The 26,513-nt window shown below is 71.6% G+C and carries 30 protein-coding genes; 15 read left to right on the top strand and 15 right to left on the bottom strand.

Features of this window, described 5'->3' with window-relative positions:
- Positions 1-302: 302 nt before the first annotated feature.
- Complete coding sequence (locus H293_RS0106840; protein WP_020117141.1) at positions 303-1,223, bottom strand: helix-turn-helix domain-containing protein; 921 nt, start codon at positions 1,221-1,223, stop codon at positions 303-305.
- Between the two features lie 89 nt (positions 1,224-1,312).
- Here H293_RS0106840 and H293_RS0106835 point away from each other — a divergent pair, with 89 nt between their 5' ends.
- Complete coding sequence (locus tag H293_RS0106835; RefSeq protein ID WP_020117140.1) at positions 1,313-2,113, top strand: phytanoyl-CoA dioxygenase family protein; 801 nt, start codon at positions 1,313-1,315, stop codon at positions 2,111-2,113.
- A gap of 16 nt (positions 2,114-2,129) precedes the next feature.
- Here the strand turns inward: H293_RS0106835 and H293_RS0106830 are convergent, their stop codons facing one another.
- The 3 genes from H293_RS0106830 to H293_RS0106820 all read right to left on the bottom strand — a co-directional run bounded on the left by H293_RS0106830 (position 2,130) and on the right by H293_RS0106820 (position 4,102).
- Positions 2,130-3,101, bottom strand: coding sequence for an aldo/keto reductase (locus H293_RS0106830; protein WP_020117139.1), 972 nt, complete (start codon positions 3,099-3,101; stop codon positions 2,130-2,132).
- An 86-nt stretch (positions 3,102-3,187) separates the two neighbouring features.
- On the bottom strand, positions 3,188-3,634 hold the full coding sequence (locus H293_RS0106825; protein WP_020117138.1) for a flavoprotein: 447 nt from the start codon (positions 3,632-3,634) through the stop codon (positions 3,188-3,190).
- A 9-nt stretch (positions 3,635-3,643) separates the two neighbouring features.
- Positions 3,644-4,102, bottom strand: a complete 459-nt coding sequence (locus H293_RS0106820) for a nuclear transport factor 2 family protein (RefSeq protein WP_020117137.1) — start codon at positions 4,100-4,102, stop codon at positions 3,644-3,646.
- 105 nt (positions 4,103-4,207) lie between these two features.
- Here H293_RS0106820 and H293_RS0106815 point away from each other — a divergent pair, with 105 nt between their 5' ends.
- On the top strand, positions 4,208-4,759 hold the full coding sequence (locus tag H293_RS0106815) for a TetR/AcrR family transcriptional regulator (protein WP_020117136.1): 552 nt from the start codon (positions 4,208-4,210) through the stop codon (positions 4,757-4,759).
- A gap of 243 nt (positions 4,760-5,002) precedes the next feature.
- Entirely contained in the window at positions 5,003-5,302 is a 300-nt protein-coding gene (locus H293_RS0106810; protein WP_158694404.1) for a hypothetical protein, read from the top strand.
- Between the two features lie 177 nt (positions 5,303-5,479).
- Here the strand turns inward: H293_RS0106810 and H293_RS0106805 are convergent, their stop codons facing one another.
- Both H293_RS0106805 and H293_RS0106800 read right to left on the bottom strand, forming a co-directional pair.
- Positions 5,480-5,695, bottom strand: coding sequence for a ferredoxin (locus H293_RS0106805; protein WP_020117134.1), 216 nt, complete (start codon positions 5,693-5,695; stop codon positions 5,480-5,482).
- 12 nt (positions 5,696-5,707) lie between these two features.
- Positions 5,708-6,907 (bottom strand): cytochrome P450, encoded by a 1,200-nt coding sequence (locus H293_RS0106800; RefSeq protein ID WP_020117133.1) that lies wholly within the window; start codon positions 6,905-6,907, stop codon positions 5,708-5,710.
- 417 nt (positions 6,908-7,324) lie between these two features.
- Between H293_RS0106800 and H293_RS0106795 the strand changes: the two genes are divergently transcribed.
- Complete coding sequence (locus tag H293_RS0106795) at positions 7,325-7,774, top strand: nitroreductase family deazaflavin-dependent oxidoreductase (RefSeq protein WP_020117132.1); 450 nt, start codon at positions 7,325-7,327, stop codon at positions 7,772-7,774.
- Positions 7,775-7,837: 63 nt separating this feature from the next.
- Here H293_RS0106795 and H293_RS0106790 read toward each other — a convergent pair whose 3' ends face one another.
- Positions 7,838-8,905: a cation diffusion facilitator family transporter gene (locus H293_RS0106790; protein WP_397895337.1), complete on the bottom strand. Its 1,068-nt coding sequence runs from the start codon at positions 8,903-8,905 to the stop codon at positions 7,838-7,840.
- Between H293_RS0106790 and H293_RS0106785 the strand changes: the two genes are divergently transcribed.
- Complete coding sequence (locus tag H293_RS0106785) at positions 8,904-9,941, top strand: glutathione S-transferase family protein (protein WP_020117130.1); 1,038 nt, start codon at positions 8,904-8,906, stop codon at positions 9,939-9,941. The two genes, H293_RS0106790 and H293_RS0106785, sit on opposite strands and share 2 nt — an antisense overlap.
- A gap of 1 nt (position 9,942) precedes the next feature.
- Entirely contained in the window at positions 9,943-10,239 is a 297-nt protein-coding gene (locus tag H293_RS0106780; protein WP_020117129.1) for a DUF4235 domain-containing protein, read from the top strand.
- Between the two features lie 17 nt (positions 10,240-10,256).
- Here the strand turns inward: H293_RS0106780 and H293_RS0106775 are convergent, their stop codons facing one another.
- Positions 10,257-10,649, bottom strand: coding sequence for a VOC family protein (locus H293_RS0106775; protein ID WP_020117128.1), 393 nt, complete (start codon positions 10,647-10,649; stop codon positions 10,257-10,259).
- A gap of 78 nt (positions 10,650-10,727) precedes the next feature.
- Complete coding sequence (locus H293_RS0106770; protein ID WP_020117127.1) at positions 10,728-11,195, bottom strand: pyridoxamine 5'-phosphate oxidase family protein; 468 nt, start codon at positions 11,193-11,195, stop codon at positions 10,728-10,730.
- Positions 11,196-11,495: 300 nt separating this feature from the next.
- Between H293_RS0106770 and H293_RS0106765 the strand changes: the two genes are divergently transcribed.
- From H293_RS0106765 to H293_RS0106745, 5 genes are all read left to right on the top strand, one after another.
- On the top strand, positions 11,496-12,107 hold the full coding sequence (locus H293_RS0106765) for a hypothetical protein (RefSeq protein ID WP_020117126.1): 612 nt from the start codon (positions 11,496-11,498) through the stop codon (positions 12,105-12,107).
- Positions 12,104-12,547 (top strand): RDD family protein, encoded by a 444-nt coding sequence (locus tag H293_RS0106760; protein ID WP_028807614.1) that lies wholly within the window; start codon positions 12,104-12,106, stop codon positions 12,545-12,547. The genes H293_RS0106765 and H293_RS0106760 overlap by 4 nt, the downstream gene beginning before the upstream one ends.
- Before the next feature lie 200 nt (positions 12,548-12,747).
- Positions 12,748-14,511, top strand: coding sequence for a SulP family inorganic anion transporter (locus H293_RS0106755; RefSeq protein WP_020117124.1), 1,764 nt, complete (start codon positions 12,748-12,750; stop codon positions 14,509-14,511).
- Between the two features lie 113 nt (positions 14,512-14,624).
- Positions 14,625-14,987 carry a DUF1304 domain-containing protein gene (locus tag H293_RS0106750; RefSeq protein WP_020117123.1) on the top strand — a complete coding sequence of 121 codons (363 nt, stop codon included), beginning with the start codon at positions 14,625-14,627 and terminating at the stop codon, positions 14,985-14,987.
- Positions 14,984-15,547, top strand: coding sequence for a TetR/AcrR family transcriptional regulator (locus H293_RS0106745; protein WP_020117122.1), 564 nt, complete (start codon positions 14,984-14,986; stop codon positions 15,545-15,547). Before H293_RS0106750 ends, H293_RS0106745 begins: the two co-directional genes overlap by 4 nt.
- Before the next feature lie 7 nt (positions 15,548-15,554).
- Here H293_RS0106745 and H293_RS0106740 read toward each other — a convergent pair whose 3' ends face one another.
- Positions 15,555-16,391, bottom strand: coding sequence for a hypothetical protein (locus H293_RS0106740; RefSeq protein WP_020117121.1), 837 nt, complete (start codon positions 16,389-16,391; stop codon positions 15,555-15,557).
- A 61-nt stretch (positions 16,392-16,452) separates the two neighbouring features.
- Entirely contained in the window at positions 16,453-17,412 is a 960-nt protein-coding gene (locus H293_RS0106735; RefSeq protein WP_020117120.1) for a GlxA family transcriptional regulator, read from the bottom strand.
- 71 nt (positions 17,413-17,483) lie between these two features.
- On the opposite strand from H293_RS0106735, the gene H293_RS0106730 reads away from it, so the two are divergent.
- On the top strand, positions 17,484-18,434 hold the full coding sequence (locus tag H293_RS0106730; protein ID WP_033415243.1) for an NADP-dependent oxidoreductase: 951 nt from the start codon (positions 17,484-17,486) through the stop codon (positions 18,432-18,434).
- 7 nt (positions 18,435-18,441) lie between these two features.
- Here H293_RS0106730 and H293_RS0106725 read toward each other — a convergent pair whose 3' ends face one another.
- Positions 18,442-19,548, bottom strand: a complete 1,107-nt coding sequence (locus H293_RS0106725; RefSeq protein WP_020117118.1) for an NAD(P)-dependent alcohol dehydrogenase — start codon at positions 19,546-19,548, stop codon at positions 18,442-18,444.
- Positions 19,549-19,571: 23 nt separating this feature from the next.
- Positions 19,572-21,026 carry an aldehyde dehydrogenase family protein gene (locus H293_RS0106720; RefSeq protein ID WP_020117117.1) on the bottom strand — a complete coding sequence of 485 codons (1,455 nt, stop codon included), beginning with the start codon at positions 21,024-21,026 and terminating at the stop codon, positions 19,572-19,574.
- A 103-nt stretch (positions 21,027-21,129) separates the two neighbouring features.
- On the opposite strand from H293_RS0106720, the gene H293_RS0106715 reads away from it, so the two are divergent.
- Positions 21,130-21,567 carry a MarR family winged helix-turn-helix transcriptional regulator gene (locus tag H293_RS0106715; RefSeq protein ID WP_007386573.1) on the top strand — a complete coding sequence of 146 codons (438 nt, stop codon included), beginning with the start codon at positions 21,130-21,132 and terminating at the stop codon, positions 21,565-21,567.
- Positions 21,568-21,691: 124 nt separating this feature from the next.
- On the top strand, positions 21,692-22,138 hold the full coding sequence (locus H293_RS0106710) for an anti-sigma factor antagonist (protein WP_020117116.1): 447 nt from the start codon (positions 21,692-21,694) through the stop codon (positions 22,136-22,138).
- A 29-nt stretch (positions 22,139-22,167) separates the two neighbouring features.
- On the opposite strand, the gene H293_RS0106705 is transcribed toward H293_RS0106710, so the two are convergent.
- A complete protein-coding gene (locus H293_RS0106705; RefSeq protein WP_020117115.1) occupies positions 22,168-23,121 on the bottom strand; it encodes a ribose-phosphate diphosphokinase in 954 nt (317 codons plus the stop codon).
- A gap of 219 nt (positions 23,122-23,340) precedes the next feature.
- Here H293_RS0106705 and otr(A) point away from each other — a divergent pair, with 219 nt between their 5' ends.
- Positions 23,341-25,182: a tetracycline resistance ribosomal protection protein Otr(A) gene (otr(A), locus tag H293_RS0106700; RefSeq protein WP_020117114.1), complete on the top strand. Its 1,842-nt coding sequence runs from the start codon at positions 23,341-23,343 to the stop codon at positions 25,180-25,182.
- 6 nt (positions 25,183-25,188) lie between these two features.
- On the opposite strand, the gene H293_RS0106695 is transcribed toward otr(A), so the two are convergent.
- A complete protein-coding gene (locus tag H293_RS0106695; protein WP_028807612.1) occupies positions 25,189-26,382 on the bottom strand; it encodes a cytochrome P450 in 1,194 nt (397 codons plus the stop codon).
- Positions 26,383-26,513: the final 131 nt, after the last annotated feature.

Genomic DNA, 26,513 nt, shown 5'->3' with positions numbered 1-26,513 from the left:
CTCTTTTGGAGCATGAAGGGCGTACGGAGGGGGTCATGAGCACACAGGGGGAATAAGCATTGTCTGTGTGCTGACAAGGCACACCTTTGCACAGGTCAGGGACGCCCAACAAGTGATCCCACCGTTTTGCGCATCCTGTCGGCCCGCTGCAGATAGACAATTCGTCAACACCGACGGCTCGACGATTGCCGCTCTCCTGAGGGCGTAAAGGGAAACGGGATTCAGTCAACTCCGCGAAGAGTTCCAGCCAACCATTGAACATCCACTACACAGCCCATCCGGTGGCCCCACTGGTTCATGCCTCAACCATTGAGCCGGCTGACCCGGTAGGCCCCGGGCGGCGTCCCGTAGCGGTCGCGGAAGACGCGGTTGAAGTGGAAGGGGCTGGCGAAGCCCGAGGCGGCGGCGACGCGTTCCACGGACAGGTCGGTGCTTTCCAGCAGCCGGGCGGCGTGCTGAAGGCGTGCCTCACGCAGTGCCCGCATCGGCGAGCGACCCACCTGCCGGGTGAAGAGGTGGGCGAACCGGGACGGGGACAGCGACACCTGGACGGCGAGCGACCGGACCGTGTGCGGGGCGCCGGGGTCGGCCGCGATCAACTCCTGGGCGCGCTGAACCCGGTGGTCGACGCCGGTCCCGGTCCGGGCCCCGCGCGCGGCGCCGGCGGTGAGCAGGACGACCTCCTCCAGTGCGCCCAGGGCGAGTTCGCGGGCGGTGGTGCCGTGGGCCACGGCGACGGCGACCCGGCCGTCGGGCGGGGCGGTGTCGGGCGGAGTGCCGGTGCCGGTCCAGCGGGCGTCGGCGAGCATCCGGCGAAAGGCCGCCTCGATGCGGGCGTGCGGGCCGCCGTCCGCGGGGTCCGGGGTGACGACGTACAGGCCGTCCCCCCTGCGGTACGGCCCCAGCCAGGCGGTCCAGGACGGTCTGGCTCCGCAGTGCGCCCACCAGAACTCCCAGTGGGCGGCGCCCTGTTGGACGCCGTAGCGGTGCGGGGTGCCGGGGGCGAGCACCACCAGGTCCCCGGTGCCGGCGCTGGTCTCGGCCCGTCCCTGGCGCAGGGTGCCCCGGCCGCCCACCGTCCAGGTGAACAGCCAGCTGTCGGCGCCGCGCGGTCGCTGGACGGCGTAGCCCGGGAGTTCGTCGTAGCGGCCGACGACCACGAGGCCCGGCGGTGGGCCGGGGTCGACGGACGCAGCCGTCTCGGGCAATCCGTCGGCGGTCACGGGCATCCTCCTGGCACCGGCTGCGGCCTAGCGTGACGAGTGGAACACATCCGAACGGGGACGAGCAGCTACGAGCAGGGAGCGCCCATATGACAGTCACGGGCATCGAGACAGGGTTCCGGCAGTTCCAGGAGGACGGCTTCATGGTCGTCCGCGGGCTGTTCGCACGCGACGAGATCGACCGGCTGTGCGGGCAGTTCACGGCACTGCATGCCGGCGGGCCGGTGCCGGGGCACTTCGAGCCGCGTGCGCCGAGCGGGTCGACGGACCCGCTGCGCAGGTATCCGCGGGTGATGCAGCCGCACGAGATCAACGAGCTCGCGCTGCGGTTCCTGTTGGACGCCCGGCTGCGGGAGGTGCTGGAGACGCTGCTCGGGGAGGAGGTACTGGCGGCGCAGAGCATGTTCTACTTCAAGCCGCCGGGGGCGCGGGGGCAGGCGCTGCACCAGGACAACTTCTATCTGCGGGTCGAGCCGGGCACATGTGTCGCGGCCTGGGTGGCCTGCGACGAGATCGACCGGGACAACGGCGGCCTCGAAGTCGTCCCGGGCACGCACCGGATGGACCTGTTCTGCCCCGAACTCGCGGACTCCGAGGTGTCGTTCGCCCGGGAGTACGTGGCACCGCCGCCGGGGCTCACCCCGGTTCCCGTCGACATGGCGCCCGGGGACGTCCTGTTCTTCAACGGCAGCCTGGTGCACGGGTCGCAGCCGAACCGTACGGCCGAGCGGTTCCGGCGGTCGTTCATCGGGCACTACGTGGGAGCTTCCACCGAGCGGATCGGGCACTACTACCGGACGTTGTCGATGAGCGGTGCGCGGGTGCCGTTGGCGGAGAGTGAGGGGGCGGGTCCGTGCGGTACGGAGTTCGCACCGCAGGGACCGCACTAGCCGGGCTCGACTCCGTTCAGCTGTGACCGACGATGGGGCGGGCCGTGTATGGCCCCTCCAGCTCCTCGATCTCCTTGTCGCTGAGCTCCAGTTCGACCGCCGCCACCGCGTCCTCGATGTGGTGCGGCTTGCCCGCGCCCACGATCGGGGCCGCCACCGTGTCCTGGGCCAGCAGCCAGGCCAGGGCCACCTGGGCGCGGGGAACGCCCCGCTCACCGGCGATACGGGTGACGGCCTCGACGATGGTGCGGTCGCCCTCCCGGTAGAGACGGCTGCCGAAGTCGTCGGCGGAGCTGCGGTCGGTGACCGTGCCCCAGTCCCGGGTCAGGCGGCCGCGGGCCAGCGGGCTCCACGGCAGGGCGCTGACCCCCTGGTCGGCACAGAGCGGCAGCATCTCGCGCTCCTCCTCGCGGTAAAGGAGGTTGTAGTGGTTCTGCATGGAGACGAACTTCGTCCAGCCGTGCCGCTCCGCCGTGTACTGCATCTTGGAGAACTGCCAGGCGTACATCGAACTCGCCCCGATGTAGCGCACCTTGCCCGCCTTCACCAGGTCGTGCAGCGCCTCCATCGTCTCCTCGACCGGGGTGTGCGGGTCGAAGCGGTGGATCTGGTACAGGTCGACGTAGTCGGTGCCGAGGCGCCTGAGGCTGTGGTCGATCTCCGTCATGATCGCCTTGCGGGACAGCCCGGCGGCGTTCTGTCCGGAGCGCATCCGGCCGTGCACCTTGGTCGCGAGCACGATCTCGTCGCGGTTGGCGAAGTCCGCGAGGGCCTTGCCGACGATCTCCTCGCTGGTGCCGTCGGAGTAGACGTTGGCGGTGTCGAAGAAGGTGATCCCGGCGTCCAGGGCCTGCCGTATCAGGGGCCGCGACGCCGCCTCGTCGAGGGTCCACTCGTGCACGCCGCGGTCCGGCAGGCCGTAGGACATGCAGCCCAGACAGATCCGCGAGACGTCCAGGCCTGTCGAACCGAGCTTCACGTACTGCATCGTTGCTGCTCCTGCCTTCGAGAGGGGTCCGAAGGGGAGCCTACGACTTCGGGTGCGCCCGGTGTCCCCGAGTCGCGGACCCGCGGTCACCGGCCTTGCGGCTCGACCAGGTCCAGCGCCCGCTCCCACTCGAACTCCTCGCCCTCGGCGCCCTGGTAGGGGTACCCGAACCGCACGCCCATCCCCCGCAGCCGGATCAGACTGTCCTGGTAGGCGGGGTGGCGGGCGAGGTCGTCGGAGACACAGGTCAGGACGCCGACCGGGACGCCGCGGCCGACCACCTCGCACAGCGTGCCCACGGCGAGGGTGTCGGCGATTCCGGCCGCCCACTTGTTGATCGTGTTGAAGGTGGCCGGGGCTACCACGACGGCGGCCGTGTCGAAGAAGCCGTTCATGGCGGTGGGCGTGGCGATGACGCCGACGTGCCACTCGCGCTCCTGCGCGGCGGTGATCAGCTTGCCGACGCCCGCCGCGATGCCGGCGGCGCAGACGACGACGTACAAGAAGGGCGGTATCTGGTCCCGTTCGGTCACGCCGGAACCCTACTGAAGCGGGAACGACAGCCCTCGCTCGCTCTCGGGTCGCGGCCCGTGGATCCGGCGATCCTTCTCCTCGATGGGCACGTCGTTGATGCTCGCCTCGCGCCGGGTCATCAGGCCGTGCTCGTCGAACTCCCACAGCTCGTTGCCGTACGACCGCCACGACTGCCCTTCGGCGTCCCGGCACTCGTACTGGAAACGGACCGCGATGCGGTTGCCGTCGAACGCCCACAGGTCCTTGCGCAGCGCGTACTCCCGCTCGCGCGCCCACTTCGCGGTGAGGAACGCGACGATCTCGGCGCGGCCCGTGACGAAGGTGCCGCGGTTGCGCCACACGGAGTCCTCGGAGTAGGCGAGTGCCACCCGCTGCGGATCGCGGGTGTTCCAGGCGTCCTCGGCGGCCTGCACCTTCTGGGCGGCGCTCTCGCGGGTGAAGGGGGGCAGGGGCGGGCGGTCGGTCATGTCGTCCTCCGTGGCCGAGGCGGCCGGAACGGGAGAGAACGTACGTTCTCCAGGTGCCTGCTACCGTAGGAGAACGCACGTTCTCGCGTCAAGGAGGGGTCGTCCATGGACAGCGCAGTGGCCCGTGAGCGGGTGCTGGACGCCGCCGAGGAGCTGTTCTACGGGCGGGGCATCCAGTCCGTCGGCATGGACGACATACGGGGCGCGTCCGGCGTCTCCCTCAAGCGGCTCTACCAGCTGTTCCCGGCGAAGGAGCAGCTGGTGGAGGCCTATCTGGAGCGGCGGGACGGACGGTGGCGGGGCCGGCTGGCCGAGTTCGTGGACCTCCGCCCGGCGCCTGAGGAGCGGCTCCTCGCGGTCTTCGACTGGCTGGAGGAGTGGTTCGGCGAGGAGGGCTTCCGCGGGTGCGCGTGGATCAACTCGTACGGCGAACTGGGCGCGACCTCGGACCGGGTGGCGACCCAGGTCCGGGCGCACAAGAAGGCGTTCGGGGACTACCTCGCCTCCCTCGTGACCGCGGCGGGACGGCCCGCGGCGCTGGCCGGGCCGCTCTTCCTGCTCGCCGAGGGGGCCATGGTGACGGCGGGGATCACACGGAGCACCCGCCCGGCCGCCGAGGCGCGCGAGGCGGCCGGGCTGCTGCTGGACTCCCGCTGAGATCAGCCGGCGGCGGTGCCATGAGGCGGTCACGGGCCTGCGCGAAGGAGTCGGCCTCGGCCTGGCTCCCCGCAGGACGCGGCCGTGCTCGCCTAAGAGGCTCGCAGGCCGGGCCCGGCTGAAGGCCCGGGGCACTCCCGCCGTCCCGAGGGCCGAGCTCGACCGGCATGGACGGCCGGTGGAGGCCTTCCTGTCCGCCGCGCGGGGCGCCGATCCGGGCTGCTGGACGTACCGGCACCTGATGTGGTGCGCCGGGCCGGGACGGGCGCGCTGCCGCCCGGAGTGCCGGTGGAGCTGTGGGACGCATGGGCGGTGGCCGAGGGGACCATGGCCCTGCGTGGGGGTCCCGGCTCGCGGCCGTCGGCGGAGACGTCGGCCCCGTCGTCGCCCCCGGCCGGCGGCTGCTGCGCGCACTCACCCCTCACGGTCGCGGACGGGCGCATCACCACCTACGACATGATCACCGAACCGGACAGGCCGCGGCGGGCCGAACTCCGGGTGCTCAACCCGCCTCGCCGGGACAGCTCACCGGGCCCTGCGTAAGCGGTCCCGGCTCGCGGCCCTCGGCGGGGACGTCGGCCCCGTCGTCGCCCCCGGCCGGCAGCTGCTGCGCGCTCACCCTCACGGTCGCGGACGGCCCGATCACCACCTACGACATGATCACCGAACCAGACAGGCCGCGGCGGGCCGAACTCCGGGTGCTCGACCCGCCTCGCCGGGTCAGCTCATCGTCTCCGACACGGTGATGGCGCCCACGGGACAGGCCCGGGCGGCCTCCCGGACCCTGGGGTCGCCGCCGCCGTCCTCCCTGCCGGGCAGGAGCGTGCTGAAGCCGTCGTCGTCCTGGGTGAAGACGCCCGGGGCGGCCAGGGCGCACTGGCCCGCCCCGATGCAGACGTCCTTGTCGATGTCGATGTCGTCGATGTCCATGTGCATCGTCGGAGCCTCTTACCAGGTCACGGGGAGTTCCAGCATCCCCTGGATCGTGTCGCCGGGTTTGAAGGGGATCTCCTCGGCGGGGGCGGCGAGGCGCAGGGTGGGCAGCCGCTCGAAGAGGGTGTGCAGGGCGATCTCCAGTTCGGCGCGGGCGAGGTTCTGGCCGAGGCACTGGTGGATGCCGAAGCCGAACGCGATGTGGTGGCGGGCGGACCGGTGCCAGTCGAGGGTGTCGGGGTCGGTGTAGACGTCCTCGTCGCGGTTGACGACCGACGTCGAGAAGAGGACCCCCTCGCCCGCGCGGATCGTCGTGCCGGCCACCTCGATGTCCTCCAGGGCCATCCGCAGAAGTCCGTCGGCGATCGACAGCATCCGCATGAGTTCCTCTACCGCGTTCGGGATCAGCGCGGGGTCGGTGCGCAGCTCGGCCAGCCGGTCGGGGTGCTGCAGGAGGGTGAAGGTGCCGAGCGAGATCATGTTGGCGGTCGTCTCGTGGCCGGCGACCAGCAGGATGATCGCCAGGGCGATCAGCTCCTCACGGTTCACCTCGCCGTCCCGCAGCTGCCGGTGGACGAGTTCGTCGAGCACGCCGTCGCCCGGCTCCGGCTGTTTCTGTTTGCGGTCGATCAACTCGTCGAAGTACGCCTCGAGCTGGTCACGGGCGTCCATGACGTCATCGGCCGTGGGGCCGCGCAGCAGGCGCCGGGACTGTCCTTCGAAGAAGTCGTGGTCGGTGTAGGGGACGCCGAGCAGGGCGCAGATCACGGTCGAGGGGACGGGCAGGGCGAAGGCGCTCACCAGCTCGGCGGGCGGCCCCTGGGCGATCATCGCGTCGATGCGTTCGTCGACGATCTCCTGGATGCGGGGGCGCAGTTCGGTGGCCCGGCGGAGCGTGAAAGCGGGCACCATCATGCGCCGCTGGACGCGGTGTTCGGGGTCGTCGACGCCGAGCAGCGCGGTCCTCCGGTTCCTGACCGCCGCGAAGCGTGCCGTGGGCGCGGGAAAGCCGTCACGGGTGCGGTCGGTGGACAGCCGGGGGTCGGCGAGCAGGGCGCGGGCGGTGCCGTGTCCGGTGACCAGCCAGGCCGGACGGCCGTCGAAGAGGGTGATCCGGGACAGCGGGCGGTCGGCGCGCAGGGCGTCGTAGCCGGTGGGCGGGTGGTAGGGGCAGGTCCGGTCCTGGGGGAAGGCGACGGGTTCCGTTTCCGTCATGAAAAACCTCGCAGACGAAGGGTGCGTCGTGCAGATCTTCATTAGATGCCCAGGGCATCTATAGGGCGACGATAAGTTCGGCCAGATCGGTGGCGGGGCAATCTGGCCGGAGATCGTCGCCGTGGGGCGGGCTGCGGAGGGGCGGTCTGCACGGCGGGGCGGCCGTGGGCCGGTCTGCTCCCGCACCTGGCGGGTACGGAGCTTGCCGTCTCGGCCGCCGTGGTGCGTCCGCCGCCCTCGCAATCCGGCCACTCCCCGTTCGCCCGGCCCACGCCCGGGTGGCCATGATCCGCCGTCCCCGAAGGCCGGTAGGTCGAACCCGGAGTCCCAGGGAACCCGGAGGGGATGATTCCCGTTCCGAACGGTGTTGAAGTTCTGTGCGGGAGCCCCGTAGCAGACAGCGAGGAGACGGAAACCATGCCTCTTGAGGGCGAGTACGAGCCCAGCCCGACCCAGTGGGTGCGTGAGCAGGTGGAGTTGTACGAGAGCTCCGGCGGCACCAAGGGGAACACGCTCATGGACACGGGGATGCCGGTCATCGTGCTGACGACCCGCGGCGCGAAGAGCGGCAGCCTCCGCAAGACGCCGTTGATGCGGGTCGAGCACGACGGGCGGTACGCGGCGGTCGCCTCGCTGGGCGGCGCGCCCAAGCACCCGGTCTGGTACCACAACGTCAAGGCCGACCCGCATGTCGAACTCCAGGACGGCACGGGCAAGCGGGACTTCGTCGCCCGCGAGATCACCGGCGCCGAGAAGGACGAGTGGTGGGGGCGCGCCGTCGCCGCGTTCCCGCCGTACGCCGACTACCAGAAGAAGACGGACCGGGTGATACCCGTCTTCGTTCTGGAGCCCGTCGACGGGGACTGACCGCCCTCGGAAAAATTCTTCGGCACAGGACGCATGAACCGGCTTCGGCCGGGCAGCCGAGCGTCAGGCCCCGCCGCGTTCCCCCGTCGCGGCGGGGCTTTCCCGTGCCTCCTCGGCCGGCCGGTCGGTCACGTCGAGGAAGATCTGGTCCGCCTCGGGCACGGTCCGGGAGATGGACCGCTTGATCCGTACGGCGACCTCCTCGACCCGCTCGCTGTCCAGGCCCGGCACCAGGTCGACCCGGGCGGCCACCAGGACCGAGTCCAGCCCCATCTTCATGGTGAAAAGCGCCTCCACACTGTCGATCTCGGGCTGCGCGTCCAGCACGGCCCGGATCCTGGCACTGGTCTCCGGGTCGGCGGCCTCGCCGATGAGCTGTCCCTTGGCCTCGCGGCCCAGCCGGTAGGCCACGTAGACCAGCAGCACACCGATGGCCAGGGAGGCCGACGCCTCCCACACCACCTGCCCGGTGACCATGTGCAAGGCCATGCCGGCCATGGCCAGGGTCACGCCGAGCACCGCCGTGCCGTCCTCCGCGACGACCGTGCGCAGGGCCGGGTCGCGCATCCCCTGGGCGGCCCCGCCCTGCTTGTGCACCTGGTGCAGCGCCCGCAGCAGCGAGATCCCCTCGGCGACGAAGGCCACGCCCAGCACGATCAGGCCGGCCACATAGCCGCTGAGCTTCTCCTCGGCGCCGTTGCGCAGTGCCTCGACCCCCTGGAAGACGGAGAAGCAGCCGCCCATCACGAAGATCCCGACGGCGGCGAGCAGCGACCAGAAGAACCGCTCCTTGCCGTAGCCGAAGGGATGGCGCCGGTCGGCGGGGCGGCGGCTGCGGCGCAGCGCGGCCAGCAGAAAGACCTCGTTGAGGCTGTCCGCGACGGAGTGCGCCGCTTCCGACAGCAGCGCGGGCGAGCCCGCCAGGAGGCCGCCGACGGCCTTGGCGACCGCGATCACCAGGTTCGCAGCGAGCGCCACCAGTACGGTGACGCGTGTTTTCCGGTCCGCTTTGTCGTTCGTCGATGTCCCGCTCACCCACGCCGACTGCCCGCCTCCGGGGCCCTCACACCGTGCCGATCGCCGAAAACGGGGAACGCGTCCACCAGGACAGGCACAGACAGGAGGAAGCATGGGCAGCGCCGACGACGGCAACAGCGCGTACGGCCACAAGGCGTTCAAGCGGTCCAAGAGCCATTTCGCGGACCGGGTCACCGCCGACGGCCGGGACGGCTGGCCGGTGGAGGCCGGCCGGTACCGCCTGGTGGTCAGCCGCGCGTGTCCCTGGGCGAGCCGGGCCGTGATCTCGCGGCGGCTGCTCGGGCTGGAGGACGCGCTCTCGATGGCGATCGCCGACCCGATCCAGGACGACCGCAGCTGGCGCTTCACCCTGGACCCGGACGGCCGCGACCCGGTCCTCGGAATCCGCTACCTCAGCGAGGCCTACGACAAGCGGGAGAGCGACTATCCGGGCGGGGTGAGCGTGCCCGCGCTCGTGGACATTCCCAGCGGGAAGCTCGTCACCAACGACTACCAGCAGCTCACCCTGGATCTCGCCACCGAGTGGACCGCCCTGCACCGGGAGGGAGCGCCCGACCTGTATCCGCGGGCCCTGCGCGACGAGATCGACACGGTGATGGCGGACGTCTACGAGGACGTCAACAACGGTGTGTACCGGGCGGGTTTCGCCTCCGGCCAGGAGGAGTACGAGGAGGCCTGCGCGGGCGTGTTCCACCGGCTCGACCTGCTGACACCGCGGCTGGCGCGGCAGCGGTATCTCGTCGGGGACACCATCACCGAGGCGGACATCCGCCTGTTCACCACACTGGTACGTTTCGACGCCGTCTACCACGGTCACTTCAAGTGCAACCGCTGGAAGCTGGCGGAGAACGAGGTGCTGTGGGCGTACGTCCGCGACCTCTACCAGACGCCGGGCTTCGGTGACACGGTCGACTTCGACCACATCAAGCGGCACTACTACCAGGTGCACACCGGTATCAACCCGACGGGCATCGTGCCGCTCGGGCCTGACCTGGCGGGCTGGCTGACGCCGCATCACCGTGAGGGGCTCGGCGGCCGTCCTTTCGGCGACGGGACCCCGCCGGGGCCGGCGCCGACGGCCGAGACGGTCCCGGCGCACCACCGACCCACCACTGACCAAGGAGACTGACGTGGCAAAGAAGAAGAAACTGCCCCTCGCCTACAAGCCCCTCGGCTTCGTACTGGGCTGGACGAGCGGAACGCTTGCGGGACTGGCCTTCCAGAAGACCTGGAAGGCGATCCGGCACGAGGACGACGCGCCCGACGCCCTGGACCGTGACCGCGGCTGGGGAGAGATCCTGCTGGCCGCGGCGGTCCAGGGCGCCATCTTCGCCGTGGTCCGCAGCGCGGTGGACCGCGCGGGCGCCACAGCCATCGAACGCTCCACCGGAGTCTGGCCGACCGACGAGAAGGGCGGCCGCGACTGACTCAGCCCTGCACTGACTCAGCCCTGCTTGGGCGCGGTCGGGGTGACCAGGCGCAGCGTGAAGGAGTGTCCGGCGGGGTCGGCGTACCCGCGTTCCTCGAACGGCCCCGCCGCGTCCTTCGTCTCCAGTGGGCGTCCGCCGAGCTCCACCACCTTGCGCTCGACCTCGTCCAGGTCCTCCACCACGAAGTCGATGTGGGCCTGGAGGGAGTTCTCGGGGCGGGGCCAGCTCGGCGGTGTGGCGTTCACGTCACGGCGGAACGCGAGCCGGAAGCCGTCCGCTCCCCTGATCTCCACGCGGTTCGCGGTCGCGTCGGTCTCCTCGGCCGCCAGCAGCTCCTTGTAGAACACGGCGAGCTTCTCGGGCTCGGCACAATCGAGCACGACGACCCCCGCTTTCACCAGTGCCATGTCTCCTCCGAAGGGTCCGGCCACGGGGCGTTGGCGCCCCGCGGCCCTGTACCTTGCGGATATCCCGGCACGGCCGATTCAGTCGGCGACCAGCCACTGTCCGTCCCGCATGAGCACACGCCCCGTGAGTTCGTTCTCCTCCCGCCAGGCCTGGACGCGCCGCGGATGGACACGGAAGTACAGGTAGGGCGTGGTGAGTTGCCGGGGGTCGAACCCGGTCCGCTCGGCGAACCGGTCCCCCTCCTCCGCGGTCAGTTCGGCCTGGGTGATGGTGTCGACGGTCCCGTCGATCATCACTACGTCCCGGGTGGGCCCGAGGCCGATCCGCACTCTGCCGGTCGATCTGAGGTTCCGTCCGGTGGGGCTGCCGGCAGGGGTGGCGAGGAGAAGGGCGGAGCCGTCCCAGAGGAACGAGAGCGGGACCAGATACGGCACACCCGAGCCGTCGTCCGGGGCGGTGGCGACCCAGACGTCCTCGTCGTGCTCCAGTCGGTGCAGGGTGTCCTGCTTGCGCTTCTCGGCGGGGCGTGGCGGCTGCGGGGCCATCGGCGTGCGTCCTCCTGCTGGATCATCGGCTGACGGCATCAGTCTGGCCGTTCGGACCGGGTTCCACCTCCCACTTTCGACCTGAGACGTGCCGACGCGGCACGGCGGGCACCTGAGCGGCGGCCGTCCAGCGGCGTACGACACGGGCGGGCGCCCCCGTCACCACGGCATGGCCGGGCACGGCACATCGGACTCTGCGCGCGGGGCGTGTGGAAGCTGTGATCCTCACCCCGACCGAGCGTGCGCGAATCACCCGCCACGGATGAGGCGAAGGCGCCGGAGCCGTGCTGCGATGGTGGGATGACCTGGCGCAGCTTGGTGGATCCCTTCGACGTCACCGGACGGCTGACGCGCTACGCGCTGGGCACCGCCGGCCCGGTCGTCGACCGTCTCGTCCGCGCGGGCACGGCCGCCGTCGTGGACCGGCTCGACCTCGACGGCCTGGCCGCCCGTCTCGATGTCGACCGGATCGCCGACCGGATCGACGTGATGCGCGTCGCGCGGCGCGTCGACATCGACCTGATCGCGGACCGGGTCGACGTGGACCGCATCGCCGACCGCGTGGACGTGAGCCGGGTGACGGCCCGGGTGGATGCGGACGAGATCGCGGCCCGGCTGGACGTGGACCGGATCGCGGCGCGCATCGACGTCGACCGGATCGCCGCCCGGCTTGACCTCGACGCCGTGATCGACAGGATCGACCTGGTCTCGCTCACCAGGGCGGTCCTGGAGGAGATCGACCTGGGCCGGATCGTCCGGGACACCAGCGGCGGGATGGCCGAGGAGACGGTCGACGCGCTCCGGCTGCGCAGCATGCGGGCCGACCGGGTGGTGAACCGCGTCACCGACCGGCTCCTGCACAGACCCGGCGTGGCCCCGGCACACTCCGACGGGCACGGGCAGCCACCGTGACGCAGGGGGACCGGGACTCTGGGGCCGACACCGCGGGAGTGGTGTCGCGGTGCCTCGCGGCGCTGGTCGACGTGATCGTGGTGGCCGCCATCGGGCTCGCCGTGCAGTTCGCGTACGGCGGTCTCCGGCTGCTCGTCGCCGGGCCCCCGTTCCGTATGCCGGACCCGTCCGCCTGGCTGACGGGTGTGCTCGGCTGGGCCGTCGCCGTGCTCTATCTGAGCGTGAGCTGGGCGTCGACCGGCGGCACCCTCGGCGACTGGCTGCTGGGCCTGCGGGTCACCGGCCGCGCCGGGCGGCTGCTGGGCGCCCCCCGAGCGCTGCTGCGGGCCGTGCTGTGTGTCGCCTTCCCCGTGGGCCTGCTCTGGATACCCTTCAGCCGGCGCCACGCCTCGGTCCAGGACGTGGTCATGGCCAGTGCTGTGCGGTACCACCGGTTCTGACGAGAGGCCCGCACGGTGGCGTCCGGCGAGGGTCCGCGGCGCGGCGGCCGGCGCGAGGAGCAGGGCCGGTTCCCGTGGTCACCCTTGCGAGGTGACGACGGGCTCGTGCGGGACGTGTAGGAGTCGGAGGAAGCATCGCACCGGCCATGACCGTGACCTGGGCTCGGGTGCTCGGCCGACACGTCCGAAGGAGGTCAGCGATGGCAGACACCGGAGGCCGTCACGTCCCGCCAGGGCTGCGCACGCTGTCGGTGTACCGGCGCGAGTGGCTGGTCAAGGACGTCGTGGCGGGCGTCGTCCTCACCACGCTGCTGGTCCCGCAGGGCATGGCCTACGCGGAACTGGCCGGGCTGCCCGCGATCACCGGGCTGTACACGTCGGTGCTCTGCCTTCTGGCGTACGCGGTCTTCGGGCCGTCGCGGATCCTGGTGCTCGGCCCCGACTCCTCGCTCGGCCCGATGATCGCGGCGACGATCCTGCCGCTGATCGCCTCCGACGGGGACAGCGGGCGGGCGGTGGCGCTCGCCTCGATGCTCTCCCTGATGGTCGGCGCCATCACGATTCTGGCCGGGGTGTGCCGGCTGGGCTTCATCGCCGACCTCATCTCCAAGCCCACCATGATCGGCTACATGAACGGGCTGGCGCTGACCATCCTGATCGGGCAGCTGCCGAAGCTGTTCGGCTTCAAGACGGACGCCGACGGCCTCGTCGCCGAGGTGCGCGCCTTCGTCCGGGGGCTGGCCGACGGCAAGGCGGTGGGGGCCTCGGTGGCGGTCGGGGTGGCGGGGATCGTCCTGATCCTGGTGCTTCAGCGGTGGCTGCCCAAGGTGCCCGCGGTCCTGGTCATGGTGGTGCTCGCGATCGCCGCGACCTCGGCCTTCGACCTGGGCCGGCACGGGGTCAGCCTGGTCGGCGAACTGCCTCGGGGATTCCCGCCGTTGAGCCTGCCCCACGTGCACTGGGGCGACTTCGGGCCGCTGTGCGCCGGAGCGCTCGGCATCGCCCTGGTGTCCCTCGCCGACACCATCTCCAACGCCTCCGCTTTCGCCGCACGCACCGGCCAGGAGGTGCGCGGCAACGAGGAGATGACGGCGATCGGAGCGGCCAACGTGGCGGCCGGGCTGTTCCAGGGGTTCCCCGTGAGCACCAGCGGCTCACGGACGGCGGTGGCCGAACGGGCGGGCGCCAAGAGCCAGTTGACGGGAATCGTCGGCGCGGGCCTGATCGTGCTGATGCTCGTTCTGCTGCCCGGGCTCTTCCGCAACCTGCCACAACCGGCCCTCGCGGCCGTCGTCATCACGGCCTCGCTCTCACTGGCCGACATCGCAGGCACGGGACGCCTGTGGCACCAGCGCAAGGCGGAGTTCCTGCTGTCGGTCACAGCCTTCCTCGGGGTGGCTCTGCTCGGCGTGCTGCCGGGCATCGCGGTCGCCGTCGGCCTGTCGATCCTGAACGTCTTCCGGCGGGCCTGGTGGCCGTACAACACCGTGCTGGGCCGGGTGCCGGGGCTGCCCGGCTATCACGACGTCCGCTCCTACCCCGAGGCCGAGCAGCTGCCGGGCCTGGTGATCCACCGCTTCGACGGACCCCTGTTCTTCGCCAACGCCAAGGCCTTCCGCACCCACATCATGCGGCTGACCCGCTGCGAGCCGCCGCCGGTGTGGGTGCTGCTGGCGGCCGAGCCGATGACGGACGTGGACACCACGGCGGCCGACGAGCTCGAGGAGCTCGACGAGGCACTGAACGAGCGAGGGATGAGCCTGGTGTTCGCCGAACTGAAGGATCCGGTGCGGCGCAAGATCGAGCGCTATGAACTGACCCGCACCATCGATCCGGCCCACTTCTACCCGACGCTGGAGGCCGCGGTCGCCGCATACCGCGCGCAGACCGGCGCTCGGTGGACACCGGCCGCGGACGGGCGGTCCCCGGCGGAGACCGCCCTGGAGAAACCGCCGAGCGGTTAGGGCGTCTCGGAGGGGCCCGGCCGGCGAGCCCGCCGACGGTCGGCACCGACAGTGGACTTCCTGGACATGTGTCCCGCTATAGTGGACACACGTCCAAGAAGTGAGGGAAGCTGATGGAGATCCTGGCCAATGTCCTGGTCGGCCTGGTGGCGGCGCTGCACGTGTACATCCTGGTGATGGAGATGTTCCTGTGGCAGAAGAAGCCGGGGATGTCCTTCCACGGGTTCGACCGGGAGATGGCCAAGGCGACCGCCCCGATGGCCGCCAATCAGGGCCTGTACAACGGCTTCCTCGCGGCCGGGCTGGTGTGGGGGCTCGTCGCCGGGGACCCGACCGGGTTCCGGGCTCAGGTGTTCTTCCTGGTGTGCGTGATCGTCGCCGGTGTGTACGGCGCCGTGACCGCCAACGTCCGGATCCTCGTTGCTCAGGCCCTGCCGGGCGCGCTCGCCCTGGCCGCCGTCCTCGCCGCGCAGTGAACCGCCCCGCACCCGAGGACCCGCGGACGGCCCGCACCCGGGCGCGGCTGCGGGAGGCCCTGCTCGCGGAGTGCGCCGAACGGCCGCTGGAGGAGGTCGGCGTGGCCGCCCTCGTGCGACGGGCCGGGGTCGGCCGGGCCACCTTCTACGTGCACTACGACGGCCTGGAGGCGCTCGCGGTCGACGCCTGCGCGGACGTCGTACGGGACGCCGTGGAGGCGCTGCACGCCTGGCGCGGGCGGCCCGACCCGGTGCACGCGCCGCCCGCGCTCGCGGAGTTCTTCGCCTCGCTCACCCCGCACGCCGCCCTGTACCGGTCCCTGCTCGCCCCGGGTGGCGGTGGACCGTTGGGCAGGGTGCTGCACCGGGATCTGCGGGCCTACAGTCTGCGGGAGCGCGAGCTCGCGGGTGCCGCCGACGCCCCCCTGGTCGCCTCCGCGGTCGCGGCCACCTTCGCCGGCGTCCTCGCCGACTGGCTGCACGGCCTGCTCGACGCCTCCGCGGCCGACATCTCCGACCAGGTCTGGCAGTTGCTGGTCGCCCTGCACGCCAGCCGGTGAACTCGCCTCACTTGCAGGCCACGTATTCCTTGAGCAGGGGCCATGCCTCGAACCCGTCTGGGGTGCGGACGTAGGCCGTCGAGCGGTCGCCGGTCAGCCACAACTCCCGGTCCTCGTAGCGGTATCCGGTGTCGTGGGCGTCCGCCGGCAGGGTCACCGAGTCGTCGTAGGGCGCGGTGAGCAGGCCGGGTTCGAGCAGGCCCTCCGGGTCGCGGGCGTATCTGCGCCCGCCGAGGTCGAGGAAGTGCACCTGCCACTGGCCGCAGTGGTCGTCCCCCGCGCCGCTGCTCACCTCGGTGGTCGGCACCCGTCGGCCCGCCCGGTCGGTCCAGATCTCGTAGCCGTGGGAGGCGGTCCACGCGGCCGGGAGTTCGGAGGGGTCGCAGGACGCGCTGGTCTCCGGGCCCCAACCGGGCCTGCCCTGCTGGTCCTTGGCGACCACGACCGCCACCTTGGTCCGGCCGCCGACGTCGTAGGAGTACAGCACGCGGTCCGCCTCCCGGCGCTCCACGCGGTAGCCGGAGCGGGGGTCCCCCGGGTCGAACAGGTCGAAGTACAGCTGAAGTCCCTCCTCCGGGCTCGCCCCGCCGTCTGCCGTGCTCCACCCGTCGGGGCCGTTGCCGTTGTACATCTCCCCCGCGCACTCCAGAGCCCGGCCGGCCGCACCCGAGGCGAGCCGCAGCGCCCGCGGTGTGTGCTCGCCCAGTTCCTTCGTGGGCACGTGCATCGGTCCGTCGTAGACCGTGGCCGGTGCGTCGCCCTCGATCACCAGCCCCTCCCCCGACTCGCACCCCACCACCGTCATGGCAACCGCCGCCAGCACCACCCACGGCCCTCTGCGCATTCACGCCCCCTGTACACCGTCCGGCTTCGTGATCCTTCGACGCCCCGGAGGCCGGGAACGTTCAGCGCGCCGCCGTCTGGAACGTGCGCCGGTACACCTGCGGTGACACCCCGATCGCCGCGTGCAGGTGCTGGCGCAGGGACGCGCCGGTGGCGAAGCCGACGCGGCCGGCGATCTGGTCGACCGACAGATCGCTGGACTCCAGGAGGTGCCGGGCCCGGGCCACGCGCTGCTGGATCAGCCAGCGGCCGGGGCTGAGGCCGACCTCCTCGTTGAAGCGGCGGGCGAAGGTGCGCAGGCTCATCCTGGCGTGCGCGGCCAGGTCGCCGAGGGTCAGGGGCTCGTCGAGGCGCTCCAGCGCCCAGGCGCGGGTTCCGGCCGTGCTCGCGGCGCCCTGCTCCGGGACGGGCTGCTCGATGTACTGGGCCTGGCCGCCGTCCCGGAACGGCGGGACCACACAGCGGCGGGCGACCTTGTTGGCGAGTTCGCTGCCGTGGTCCTTGCGGACGAGGTGCAGGCAGATGTCCACGCCGGAGGCGGCTCCGGCCGAGGTGAGGATGCGGCCGTCGTCCACGAAGAGCACATCGGGGTCGAGGTCGACGTGCGGGTACATGATCCGGAACATGTCCGCGAGCTGCCAGTGGGTGGTCGCGCGGCGGCCTTCCAGGAGACCGGCGGCGGCGAGGACGAAGGCGCCGGTGCAGATGGAGACGATCCGGGCGTCGGGGCGGATGTGGGCGAGGGCCCGGCGCACCTCCTCGGGGAGTTCGGCGGGCATCCGCTCCGCTGAGACGGGGGTGATCACCACCGTGTCGGCCGTGGCGATGATCTCGGGCCCGTGTTCGACGCCGATGGTGAAGTCGGCGTTGCTGCGCACCGGCCGGCCGTCCACGCTGCAGGTCATCACCTCGTACCGGCCGTCGGCGGCGCCGAGGATCCGGCTGGGGATGCCCAGCTCGAAGGGGTACACGCCGTCCAGGGCCAGCACCACGACCCGCTCGGTCCGCTCCACATGTCGCATGGCACGATCCTATCGAAGCTTGGCAATCGTGCCATTTCCCGGACGGGCGCGGCCGGGCAGGCTGGACGACCATGAGCACTGTGAACACCATGCGAGTCATCAGCCAGGACACCCTCGGCGGTCCCGAGGTCCTCAAGGAGATCGAGGTCGAGCGCCCCGCGCCGCGTTCCAACCAGGTACTGGTCCGGGTGCGGGCGGCCGGACTGAACCCGACCGACTGGAAGCACCGCGCCACCGGGGGCTTCCTCGGAGAGCCGCCGTTCGTCCTCGGCTGGGACGTCTCCGGCGTGGTCGAGGCGGTCGGCATCGGCGTCGCCACCTTCAAACCGGGCGACGAGGTGTTCGGCATGCTGCCGTACCCGTGGGGCCACGGCTCGCACGCCGAGTACGTGATCGCGCCGGTACGGGCCCTCACGCACAAGCCGGCCTCGATCGACCACGTCCAGGCGGGCGCACTGCCGCTCGTGTCGCTGACCGCGTGGCAGGCGCTGGTCGAGAACGCCGAACTGCGGCCTGGACAGCGGGTGTTGATCCACGCGGCGGCCGGCGGGGTGGGTCACGTGGCCGTGCAGATCGCCAAGGCCCGGGGCGCCTACGTGATCGGCACCGCGAGCGCGGGCAAGCACGACTTCCTGCGCGAACTGGGCGCGGACGAGGTGATCGACTACCGGGAGACGGACTTCACCGAGGCGGTGAAGGACGTCGACGTGGTGCTGGACACGCTCGGCGGCGACACGTCCGTGGACTCGCTGCGGGTGCTGCGGCCGGGCGGGATCGTGGTGTCGATCCTGCCGGTCGGCTCGGACGAGTTCGACACGGAGGCCGAGCGGCTCGGAGTGCGGGCCGTACGCATGCTCGTGGACGCCGACCGGGCCGGGATGCGGGCGATCGCCGACCTGGTCGAGAAGGGCGAGCTGCGGCCGACGATCGCGGGGACGTTCCCGCTGGCCGATGCCGCGAAGGCGCATGCGCTGGGCGACACCGGCCGGACGACGGGGAAGCTGGTCCTCGTGACGGACTGACCCGGGCTCAGAACGTCAGCACGGGTTTGATCGCCTTGCCCGCGCCCATGTCCCGTACCGCCTGATCGATGTCCGCGAACGGATAGGTGCTGATCAGGCGGTGCAGCGGGAGCCGTCCTTCCTTCACCAGACGGACCAGGGCGGGGATGAAGCTCTGCGTCTCGGCGTCACCGAGGGTGAGTCCGACCACCCGCTTGCCGCCGAGCAGCCCGTTGACGTCGAGGGAGACCTCGGTGCCGAACGGCGGGGCGCCGACGACGACCAGGGTGCCGCGCGCGCCGAGCGCGTCGACGCCCTGGCGCAGGACGGCCACGTTGCCCGTGGTCTCCACGATGCCGTCCGCGCCCTGGCCGCCGGTGATCGCGGCGAGCGCCTCACCGAGGTCCTCCGCGCCCGCGTCGACGGTGCGGGTGGCGCCCAACTCCTTTGCCAGGGTGAGGCGTTCGCCGACGCGGTCGACAGCGACGATCGTCGTGGCGGGGGTGAGGGCGGCGGCCATGACCGCGGACAGACCGACCGCTCCGGCGCCGAGCACGACGATCGTGGAGCCGGTGACCGGCTTCAGTACGTTCCACACGGCGCCGACGCCCGTCTGCACCCCGCAGCCGAGCGGAGCGATGGACTCCAGCGGCACGTCCGGATCGACCTTGACGAGGCTGCGCTCGTCGACCAGGGCGCGCTCGGCGAAGGAGGACTGCCCGAAGAAGTGTCCGCCGAGGGGTTCGCCGTCCCGGCTGATGGTGCTGGTGCCGTCGGCGCGGCGGCCGCCGAGAAGGTTCAGCGGCAGCCAGCCGGCGCAGTAGGCGGGGTGGCCGCCGTCGCAGTTGCGGCAGTCGCCGCAGGAGGTGAACGACAGCACGACGTGGTCGCCGGGAGCAACGCCGGTGACGGCCGGGCCGACGGCCTCGACGATTCCCGCGCCCTCGTGCCCGAGGACTCCGGGCAGCGGGAAGGGCAGTCCGCCGCTCGCCACGCCGAGGTCGGTGTGGCACAGGCCGGTCGCGACCATCCGGACGAGGGCCTCACGGGGTCCGGGCTCGTCGAGGGTGACGTCGGAGAGGGTGAAGGGCGCGCCGCCGGACTCGACGACCGCGGCACGGGTGGTGAGGGACATCGCGGGAACTCCTTGGAAGGCGCTCAGTCGAGCGAGACGACGACGGACTTGACCTTGGTGTAGGCGTCGAGCGCCTCGGGACCGTACTCGCGCCCGTAGCCGGAGTCCTTGACCCCGCCGAAGGGCACCGCGGGGTCGAGCATCGCCCAGTCGTTGACCCAGACGATGCCCGCCTGGAGGCGGTCGGCGACCCGGTGCGCGCGGGCGAGGTTGGTCGTCTGGACGCCCGAAGCCAGGCCGTAGGGCGTGGAGTTGGCGAGCGCGACGGCCTCGTCCTCGGTGTCGAAGGGCTGCACGGTCAGGACCGGACCGAAGATCTCCTCCTGCACGACCCGGGAGTCGTTGGAGAGGTCGGCGATCACCGTGGGCCGGTAGTAGAAGCCGCCGTCGAGGTCCAGGCGTTCACCGCCGCAGACGATCCGGCCGCCCTCCTTGCGCGCCAGGTCGACGTACTCCTCGACCTTCTTCAGGTGCTTCTCCCCCGCCATCGGACCGACGACGGTCCCGGGGTCGCGCGGGTCGCCGACCGGTACGCCGGGCACGGCGTCGGCGAGGATGCCGAGCAGGGTGCTGTGGACCGAGCGGGCCACGAGCAGGCGCGGGCCGCCCATGCAGAACTGGCCGGTGTTGAAGACGAACGCCTTGATGATCGCGCCGACCGCCTTCTCCAGGTCGGCGTCCTCGAAGACGATGTTGGCCGCGTTGCCGCCGAGCTCCATGGTGACGGGTTTGAGGGCCTCGCCCGCGGTGGCAGCCACGTGCCGGCCGATCGCGGTGGAGCCGGTGAAGGCGACCTTGTCGACTCCGCGGTGGCGCAGCAGGGCCTCGCCGGCCACCGGTCCGGTGCCGGTGACCACGTTGACGACCCCGTCCGGGACGCCGGCCCGCTGGAGCAGTGCGGCCATGTAGAGGGCGCTGAGCGGGGTCTCGTCGGCCGGCTTGTGCACGACCGTGTTGCCGGCGGCGAGCGCGGGGCCGATCTTGGAACCGGCGAGGATCAGCGGGAAGTTGAACGGGGTGATCGCGGCGACCACGCCGAGCGGCTCGCGCTTGGTGTAGGCGAGGGCGTTCATGGGGGTGTTGCGGACGGCGCCGTCCAGGGAGTGGGCGAGGGCCGCGAAGTGCTCGTAGTCGTTGGCCGCGTTGGTCACGTCCACGGCGTGGCACAGCGAGATCGGCTTGCCGACGTCCAGGCTCTCCAACTGGGCGAGTTCGTCGGCGTTCTCCCGGATCAGCTCGGCGACCCGGTGCAGGATCCGGCCCCGCTCGCGACCGCTGAGGCCTGACCAGGCGCCGCCGTCGAAGGCCTCCCGTGCGGCGCGGACGGCCGCGTCCACGTCGGTGGCGCCGGCCTCCGCGACGGTGGTGACGACCGCACCCCGGGACGGGTCGACCACCTCGGTGCGCGCTCCGTCGGCGGCCTCGCGCCACTGGCCGCCCACAAACAGCCGTCCGGGTTCGATCTCGATGGAGGACATCGCCGCTCCTCAGCTTCGTCGCCAAGATTTCAACAAACAGGATTCCTGTCGGTTCGCAGTCTCTTTACAGACAGGTTTCCTGTCAATGGTCTAGCCTGAACCCATGCTCGACACACAGGTGACCAAGGCGCCCCCGTCGCTCCTCTACATGGTGAAACAGGTGGAGCTAGTCGTCCGTTCCCATCTGGACGAGCTGGTCAGGCCGTCAGGGATCACCGCTCTGCAGTACACGGCCCTCACCGTCCTCGAGCGGCACGACGGGCTGTCGGCGGCGCAGCTGGCGCGGGACTCCTTCGTCACCGCCCAGTCGATCGCCGACCTGGTGCGCTCCCTGGAGACCCGCGGGCTGGTGCGCCGGGAGCGCAATCCGAGGAACCGCCGGGAGCTGCTGATCCTGCTGACCGAGGAGGGACGCGCACTGCTCGCCCAGCACGCGGGGCCCGTGCGGGAACTGGAGGAACGGATGGTGCGGGACCTCACCGCGCACCAGACCGAGCAGTTCCGTCAAGCGCTGACCAGGGCCTGGCACGCCCTGTCGTGAGCCGGGCGCGAGCCCCGCGTGAACCCAGCGCGAACCGACGGTCGCAATTCGAAGACATATGTCAATCGAACATGCTCAAATTCACTCTATCGAGGGTAACTTGCAGAGCGGGGAACGGATTTGCATGCCCCCGGGGCACGGTGACCTGCACCCCGTGCCGCCCGTGCAGTCGGTTGGAGGCGATGTCGTCGTGCAGCAGGAACCTGCGCCGCTGTCCCGGCATCTGCGGGTCCACGAGGAGCGCGGTCACACCGTGCTGGAGTTCCACGGGGAGATCGACATCGCCGCTGCCGTCGAGCTCCTGCCCGTCCTGGACCGGGTCACGGGGCATCCCGACGCGCGGCTGGTGATCGACCTCAGCGCCGTGGAGTTCTTCGACTGCTCCGGGCTGCGGCTGCTGTACCGGGCCCGCTCGCGGGTGCTCGCCAACAACGGACGGCTGCTCCTGGTCTGCACCCACCCGCTCACCCTGCGGATCATCCGGGCGACCGGCCTTGCCCGGCTGCTGCCCCCGCTGCCGTCGCTGGACGCGGCCCTGAGCCGGCCCGAGGCCACGTCCGAGACGTTATGACCGTCCGCCGCTTCGCACTTCTCGCCGGGCTACTCGTTCCGCGGCGCGTCGAACAGGGCGCTGACGGACTCGCCGTTGTGGATGCGGCGTACGGCCTCGGCGAGCGCGGGCGCGATGGACAGGATCCGCAGCTTGTCGGTGCGTTCCTCGACCGGGACCGGCACGGTGTTGGTGCACACGATCTCCAGGACGTCGGGCTGCTCGCCGATCCTCTTGAGGGCACCGTCGGCGAACAGCCCGTGCGTACAGGCGACCCGGATGGAACGCGGGCCCAACTCCCGTAGCCGGTCCAGCAGTTCCAGGACCGTGCTGCCCTTGGCGATCTCGTCGTCCAACACGATGACGTCCCGGCCTGCGACCTCGCCGATGACGTCGCTGATGCTGACCCGGTCGTCGGCGAAGCGCTGCTTCGCGCCCGCGGCCACCTGGGCGCCGATCAGCCGGGCGAAGGCGGCCGCCTCCTTGGCGTTGCCGAGGTCCGGGGAGACGACAGTGGTGCGCGAGAGGTCGTACTGCCGGAAGTGCGCGGCGAGCTCGCGCAGGGCGTGCAGGTGGTCGACGGGCACCGAGAAGAAGCCGTGCACCTGCGGGGAGTGCAGGGTCATGGCGAGGACGCGGCCGGCTCCGGCCGACACCATCAGGTCGGCGACGAGCCGCCCGCCGAGGGAGATACGGGGCTCGTCCTTCTTGTCGGAGCGGGCGTAGGAGTAGTGCGGCATCACGACGGTGATCCGGCGCGCGGAGGCCCCGCGGGCCGCGTCGCACATCAGCAGCAGCTCCACCAGGTGCTCCTGCACGGGCCTGACCAGCGGCTGGACGAGGAAGACGTCCCGCTCCCGGCAATTGGCCTGGAGCTGTACCTCCAGGCAGTCGTTGGCGAACCGGCTGACCCGGGTGGGGCTGAGCGGCACACCGAGATGCGCGCAGACCTCCGCCGCCAGCTCGGGGTGGGCGCTACCGCTGAACACGGCGATGTCTCGCACGGACCTGCTCCTAGGATGATCATCTCGGGTTGCCCGGCTCATGCTACTGGCCCGCCCGCCGGCCGCCCGGCATCAGAAATCCGGTTGCGGTGGCCGGGCCTGCGCACGCCATCATGGCCACGTCCGCGTTCCCTCCTGTCAGGATCCCTCGCATGCGCCGACTCCTCGAATCGACCCAGCGCCCCCTTCGGCCCACGGTTCTCGAGGACTCGACCCCGTATGCACACCCTGAACATCGGAATTCTGGCCCACGTCGACGCCGGTAAGACCAGTCTCACCGAGCGGCTCCTGTTCGACCACGGCGCGATCGACCGGCTCGGCAGCGTCGACACCGGCGACACCCGCACCGACGACGGCGCGATCGAGCGGCAGCGCGGCATCACCATCCGCTCCGCGGTCGCCTCGTTCACCGTGGGTGACACCCGGATCAACCTCATCGACACCCCCGGCCACTCGGACTTCGTCGCCGAGGTCGAGCGCGCCCTGGAGGTCCTCGACGGTGCGGTGCTGCTGCTGTCCGCCGTGGAGGGCGTCCAGGCGCAGACCCGTGTGCTGATGCGGACCCTGCGCAGGCTGCGGCTGCCCACACTGATCTTCGTCAACAAGATCGACCGGGCCGGTGCTCGGGACGAGAGCCTGCTCACCGACGTCCGGCGCAGGCTGACGCCGTACGTCGCCCCGCTCACGGAGGTCACGGGCATCGGCACCACCGCCGCCGGGGTGACCGCCCTGCCCGAGGACGGCCGGCTGGCCGACGCCCTGGCCGAGGTCGACCAGGACATCCTGGCCGCGCTCGTGGACGGCCCCGAGCCCACCCCGGACGACCTGCGCACGAGCCTCGCCGCCCGCACCGCCGACGGCTCCTTCCACCCGGTGTTCTTCGGCTCGGCTCTGGGCGGCCAGGGTGTGAGCCACCTGGTGGAGGGCGTGACCCGGCTGATCCCGGGCGGGGCCACCACACCGGAGGGCGAACCGCGCGGCACGGTGTTCGCCGTACGTCCCGGACCCGGCGGGGAGCGCACGGCGTATCTGCGGCTGTACGGCGGCCAGGTGACCGAGCGCCAGCGGCTGACGTTCCTGCGCCGCGAGGCCGACGGCGCGACGAGCCGGGTCCGCGGGCGGGTGACCCATCTGAGCGGACCGCTCACCGCCGGCACCATCGCGGCACTGACGTTCTCCCCCGGCCTCCGCGTGGGCGACCGCCTCGGCGAACTGGCGGACCGCGCACCGCAGTTCTCGCCCCCGACCCTGCAGACCCTGGTCACCGCCCGCCGCCCCGAGCAGGCGGCCCGGCTGCGCTCGGCCCTGCTGACCCTCGCCGATCAGGACCCCCTGATCCACGCGCGCCCCGCGCCCGGAGGCGGCACCTCGCTGCTCCTCTACGGCGAGGTCCAGATGGAGGTGCTCGCGGCGACCCTCGCCCAGGACTTCGGTGTGGAGGCGGACTTCGAGCCCGGCCGGGTGCGGTACCTGGAGCGTCCGCGCGGCATGGGGGAAGCGTGCGAGGAGAACCCCTGGCATCTCGGGAACCGTTACTGGGCGACGATCGGACTGCGGGTCGAGCCGGGCGAGCGTGGCTCCGGTGGTGTCTTCGGGTACGAGACCGAACTCGGAGCGCTCCCCCGGGCGTTCCACCAGGCCGTCGAGGAGACGGTCCACGCGAGCATGCGGACCGGGCTGACGGGTGCGACCGTGGCGGACTACCGGGTCGTCCTCGTCCGCTCCGGCTTCGTGGGACCGCTCAGTACCGCCGCCGACTTCCGCGGGCTCACGCCGATCGTGCTGCGTCGGGCCCTGGAGCGGGCCGGCACGCGGCTGTTCGAGCCGTGCCACGCGTTCGAGGCGGAGATCCCCCTCGATGCGCTGGCACCGGTGACCGCGCAACTGGCTTCAGTGGGAGCGGAGTTCACGGGCACCACCGGAGGCGCCACCGCATGGCTGATCACCGGGGAGCTCCCGGCCCGGCGGGTACGCGAGGTCGAACTGCGCCTTCCCGGGCTCACGCACGGTGAAGGGGTGTGGTGGTCCAGGCCCTCGGGCGACCGGGAACTCAGGCCCTAGGAGTGCTCACCAGGACACCGGCAGCCGGCGCGGCCCCCGGGTCATCTGTCCCTCCCGCCACGCGATCGCCTCCGGGGTGAACTCGGCCCGCAGACCCGGGAACCGGACCGCCAGCCGGTGCAGGGCCAGGCCCAGCTCCAAGCGGGCCAGCCACGCGCCCAGGCAGTGGTGGGGGCCGGCGCCGAAGACCACGCTCGGTGTCGTCAGCGGGGCGAACAGGTCGGTCTCCTCGGGCCGCGGAAAGACGTCCGGGTCCCTGTTCGCCGCGTTGGTCTGGACGGCGACCACCGCCCCGGCCGGAATCGTCACCCCGCCCACCTCGACCTCGTCGACCGCCCGGCGGATCAGGCCGGGCAGCACCCTGCCCTCGCTCAGCGGGATCGTCCGCAGGAGCTGTTCGACGGCGGTCCCGGCGGCCTCCTGGCTCTCGGCGAGGCCGGGCCAGGCATCCCGGCCGTCGGTGAGGAGGTGGACGACGATGTTGCCCAGGGCCGTCATCGTCGTCTCGTGTCCGGCGACGACCAGGCCGAGGACCAGGACGACCAGGCGCGGCTCCTCGATCCCGAGGCCGTCGCCCGCGACGACCAGGGCGCTCACCAGGTCGTCGCCCGGCTCCTTGCGCCGCTCGGCGATCAGTTCCGCGCAGAACAGGCCGAACTCCCGCATGGCCGCGCCGACTTCCTCGGCGGTGTGCGCGCCGCCGGACAGGGCGTGGTCGGCCCAGTCGCGGATGCGCTCCCAGTCGGCGTGTTCCAGCCCCATCAGCCGGGAGATCACGGAGACCGGCAGGCGGCGGGTGAACGCCTCGACGATGTCGGCGGGCTGTGGCTGCCGGGCCAGGTCGTCGAGGAGGGTCTCCACCACGGAGGCGGTCCAGGGCCGCCAGCGGGCGATCGCGCGCGGGGTGAAGGCCCGCTGGACCGTGCCCCGCAGCAGTTGGTGGGGCGGTCCGTCCTGGTTGAGGAGGCCGTCCGGGGAGTCCAGCAGGTTCGGCACGAGGAGCAGCGGCGGGGCGTCCTCGTCCCGGAGCGACTGCCTGTCGAAGCGGGGGTCCATGAGCACCTGGCGCACGTCGGCGTAGCGGGTGACGAGCCAGACCGGGGTGCCGGTGGCCAGGGTGGTGAGCCGGGGCGGGCCGTTCTCGGGCAGCGGGATGCGGTGCATGGGACAAAGGGTCCGGGCCGTGCTGTCTGTGCTCATCCGGGTCTCCAGACACGCCGGTACGCAGAGTTCTCCACGGTAGTGCGCCCCCCTGTGTCCCGGCAGTGTCCCAATCAGCCAACAAGACGGTCCCGCAGGGCTTTTGGGGGTCATCCCTGGGCATCCGTGCA

Source organism: Streptomyces canus 299MFChir4.1, from assembly GCF_000383615.1.
Lineage (GTDB): Bacteria > Actinomycetota > Actinomycetes > Streptomycetales > Streptomycetaceae > Streptomyces > Streptomyces canus_C.
Note: the sequence above shows the minus strand (reverse complement) of the source record. Positions and strands in the feature narration are given on the sequence as shown.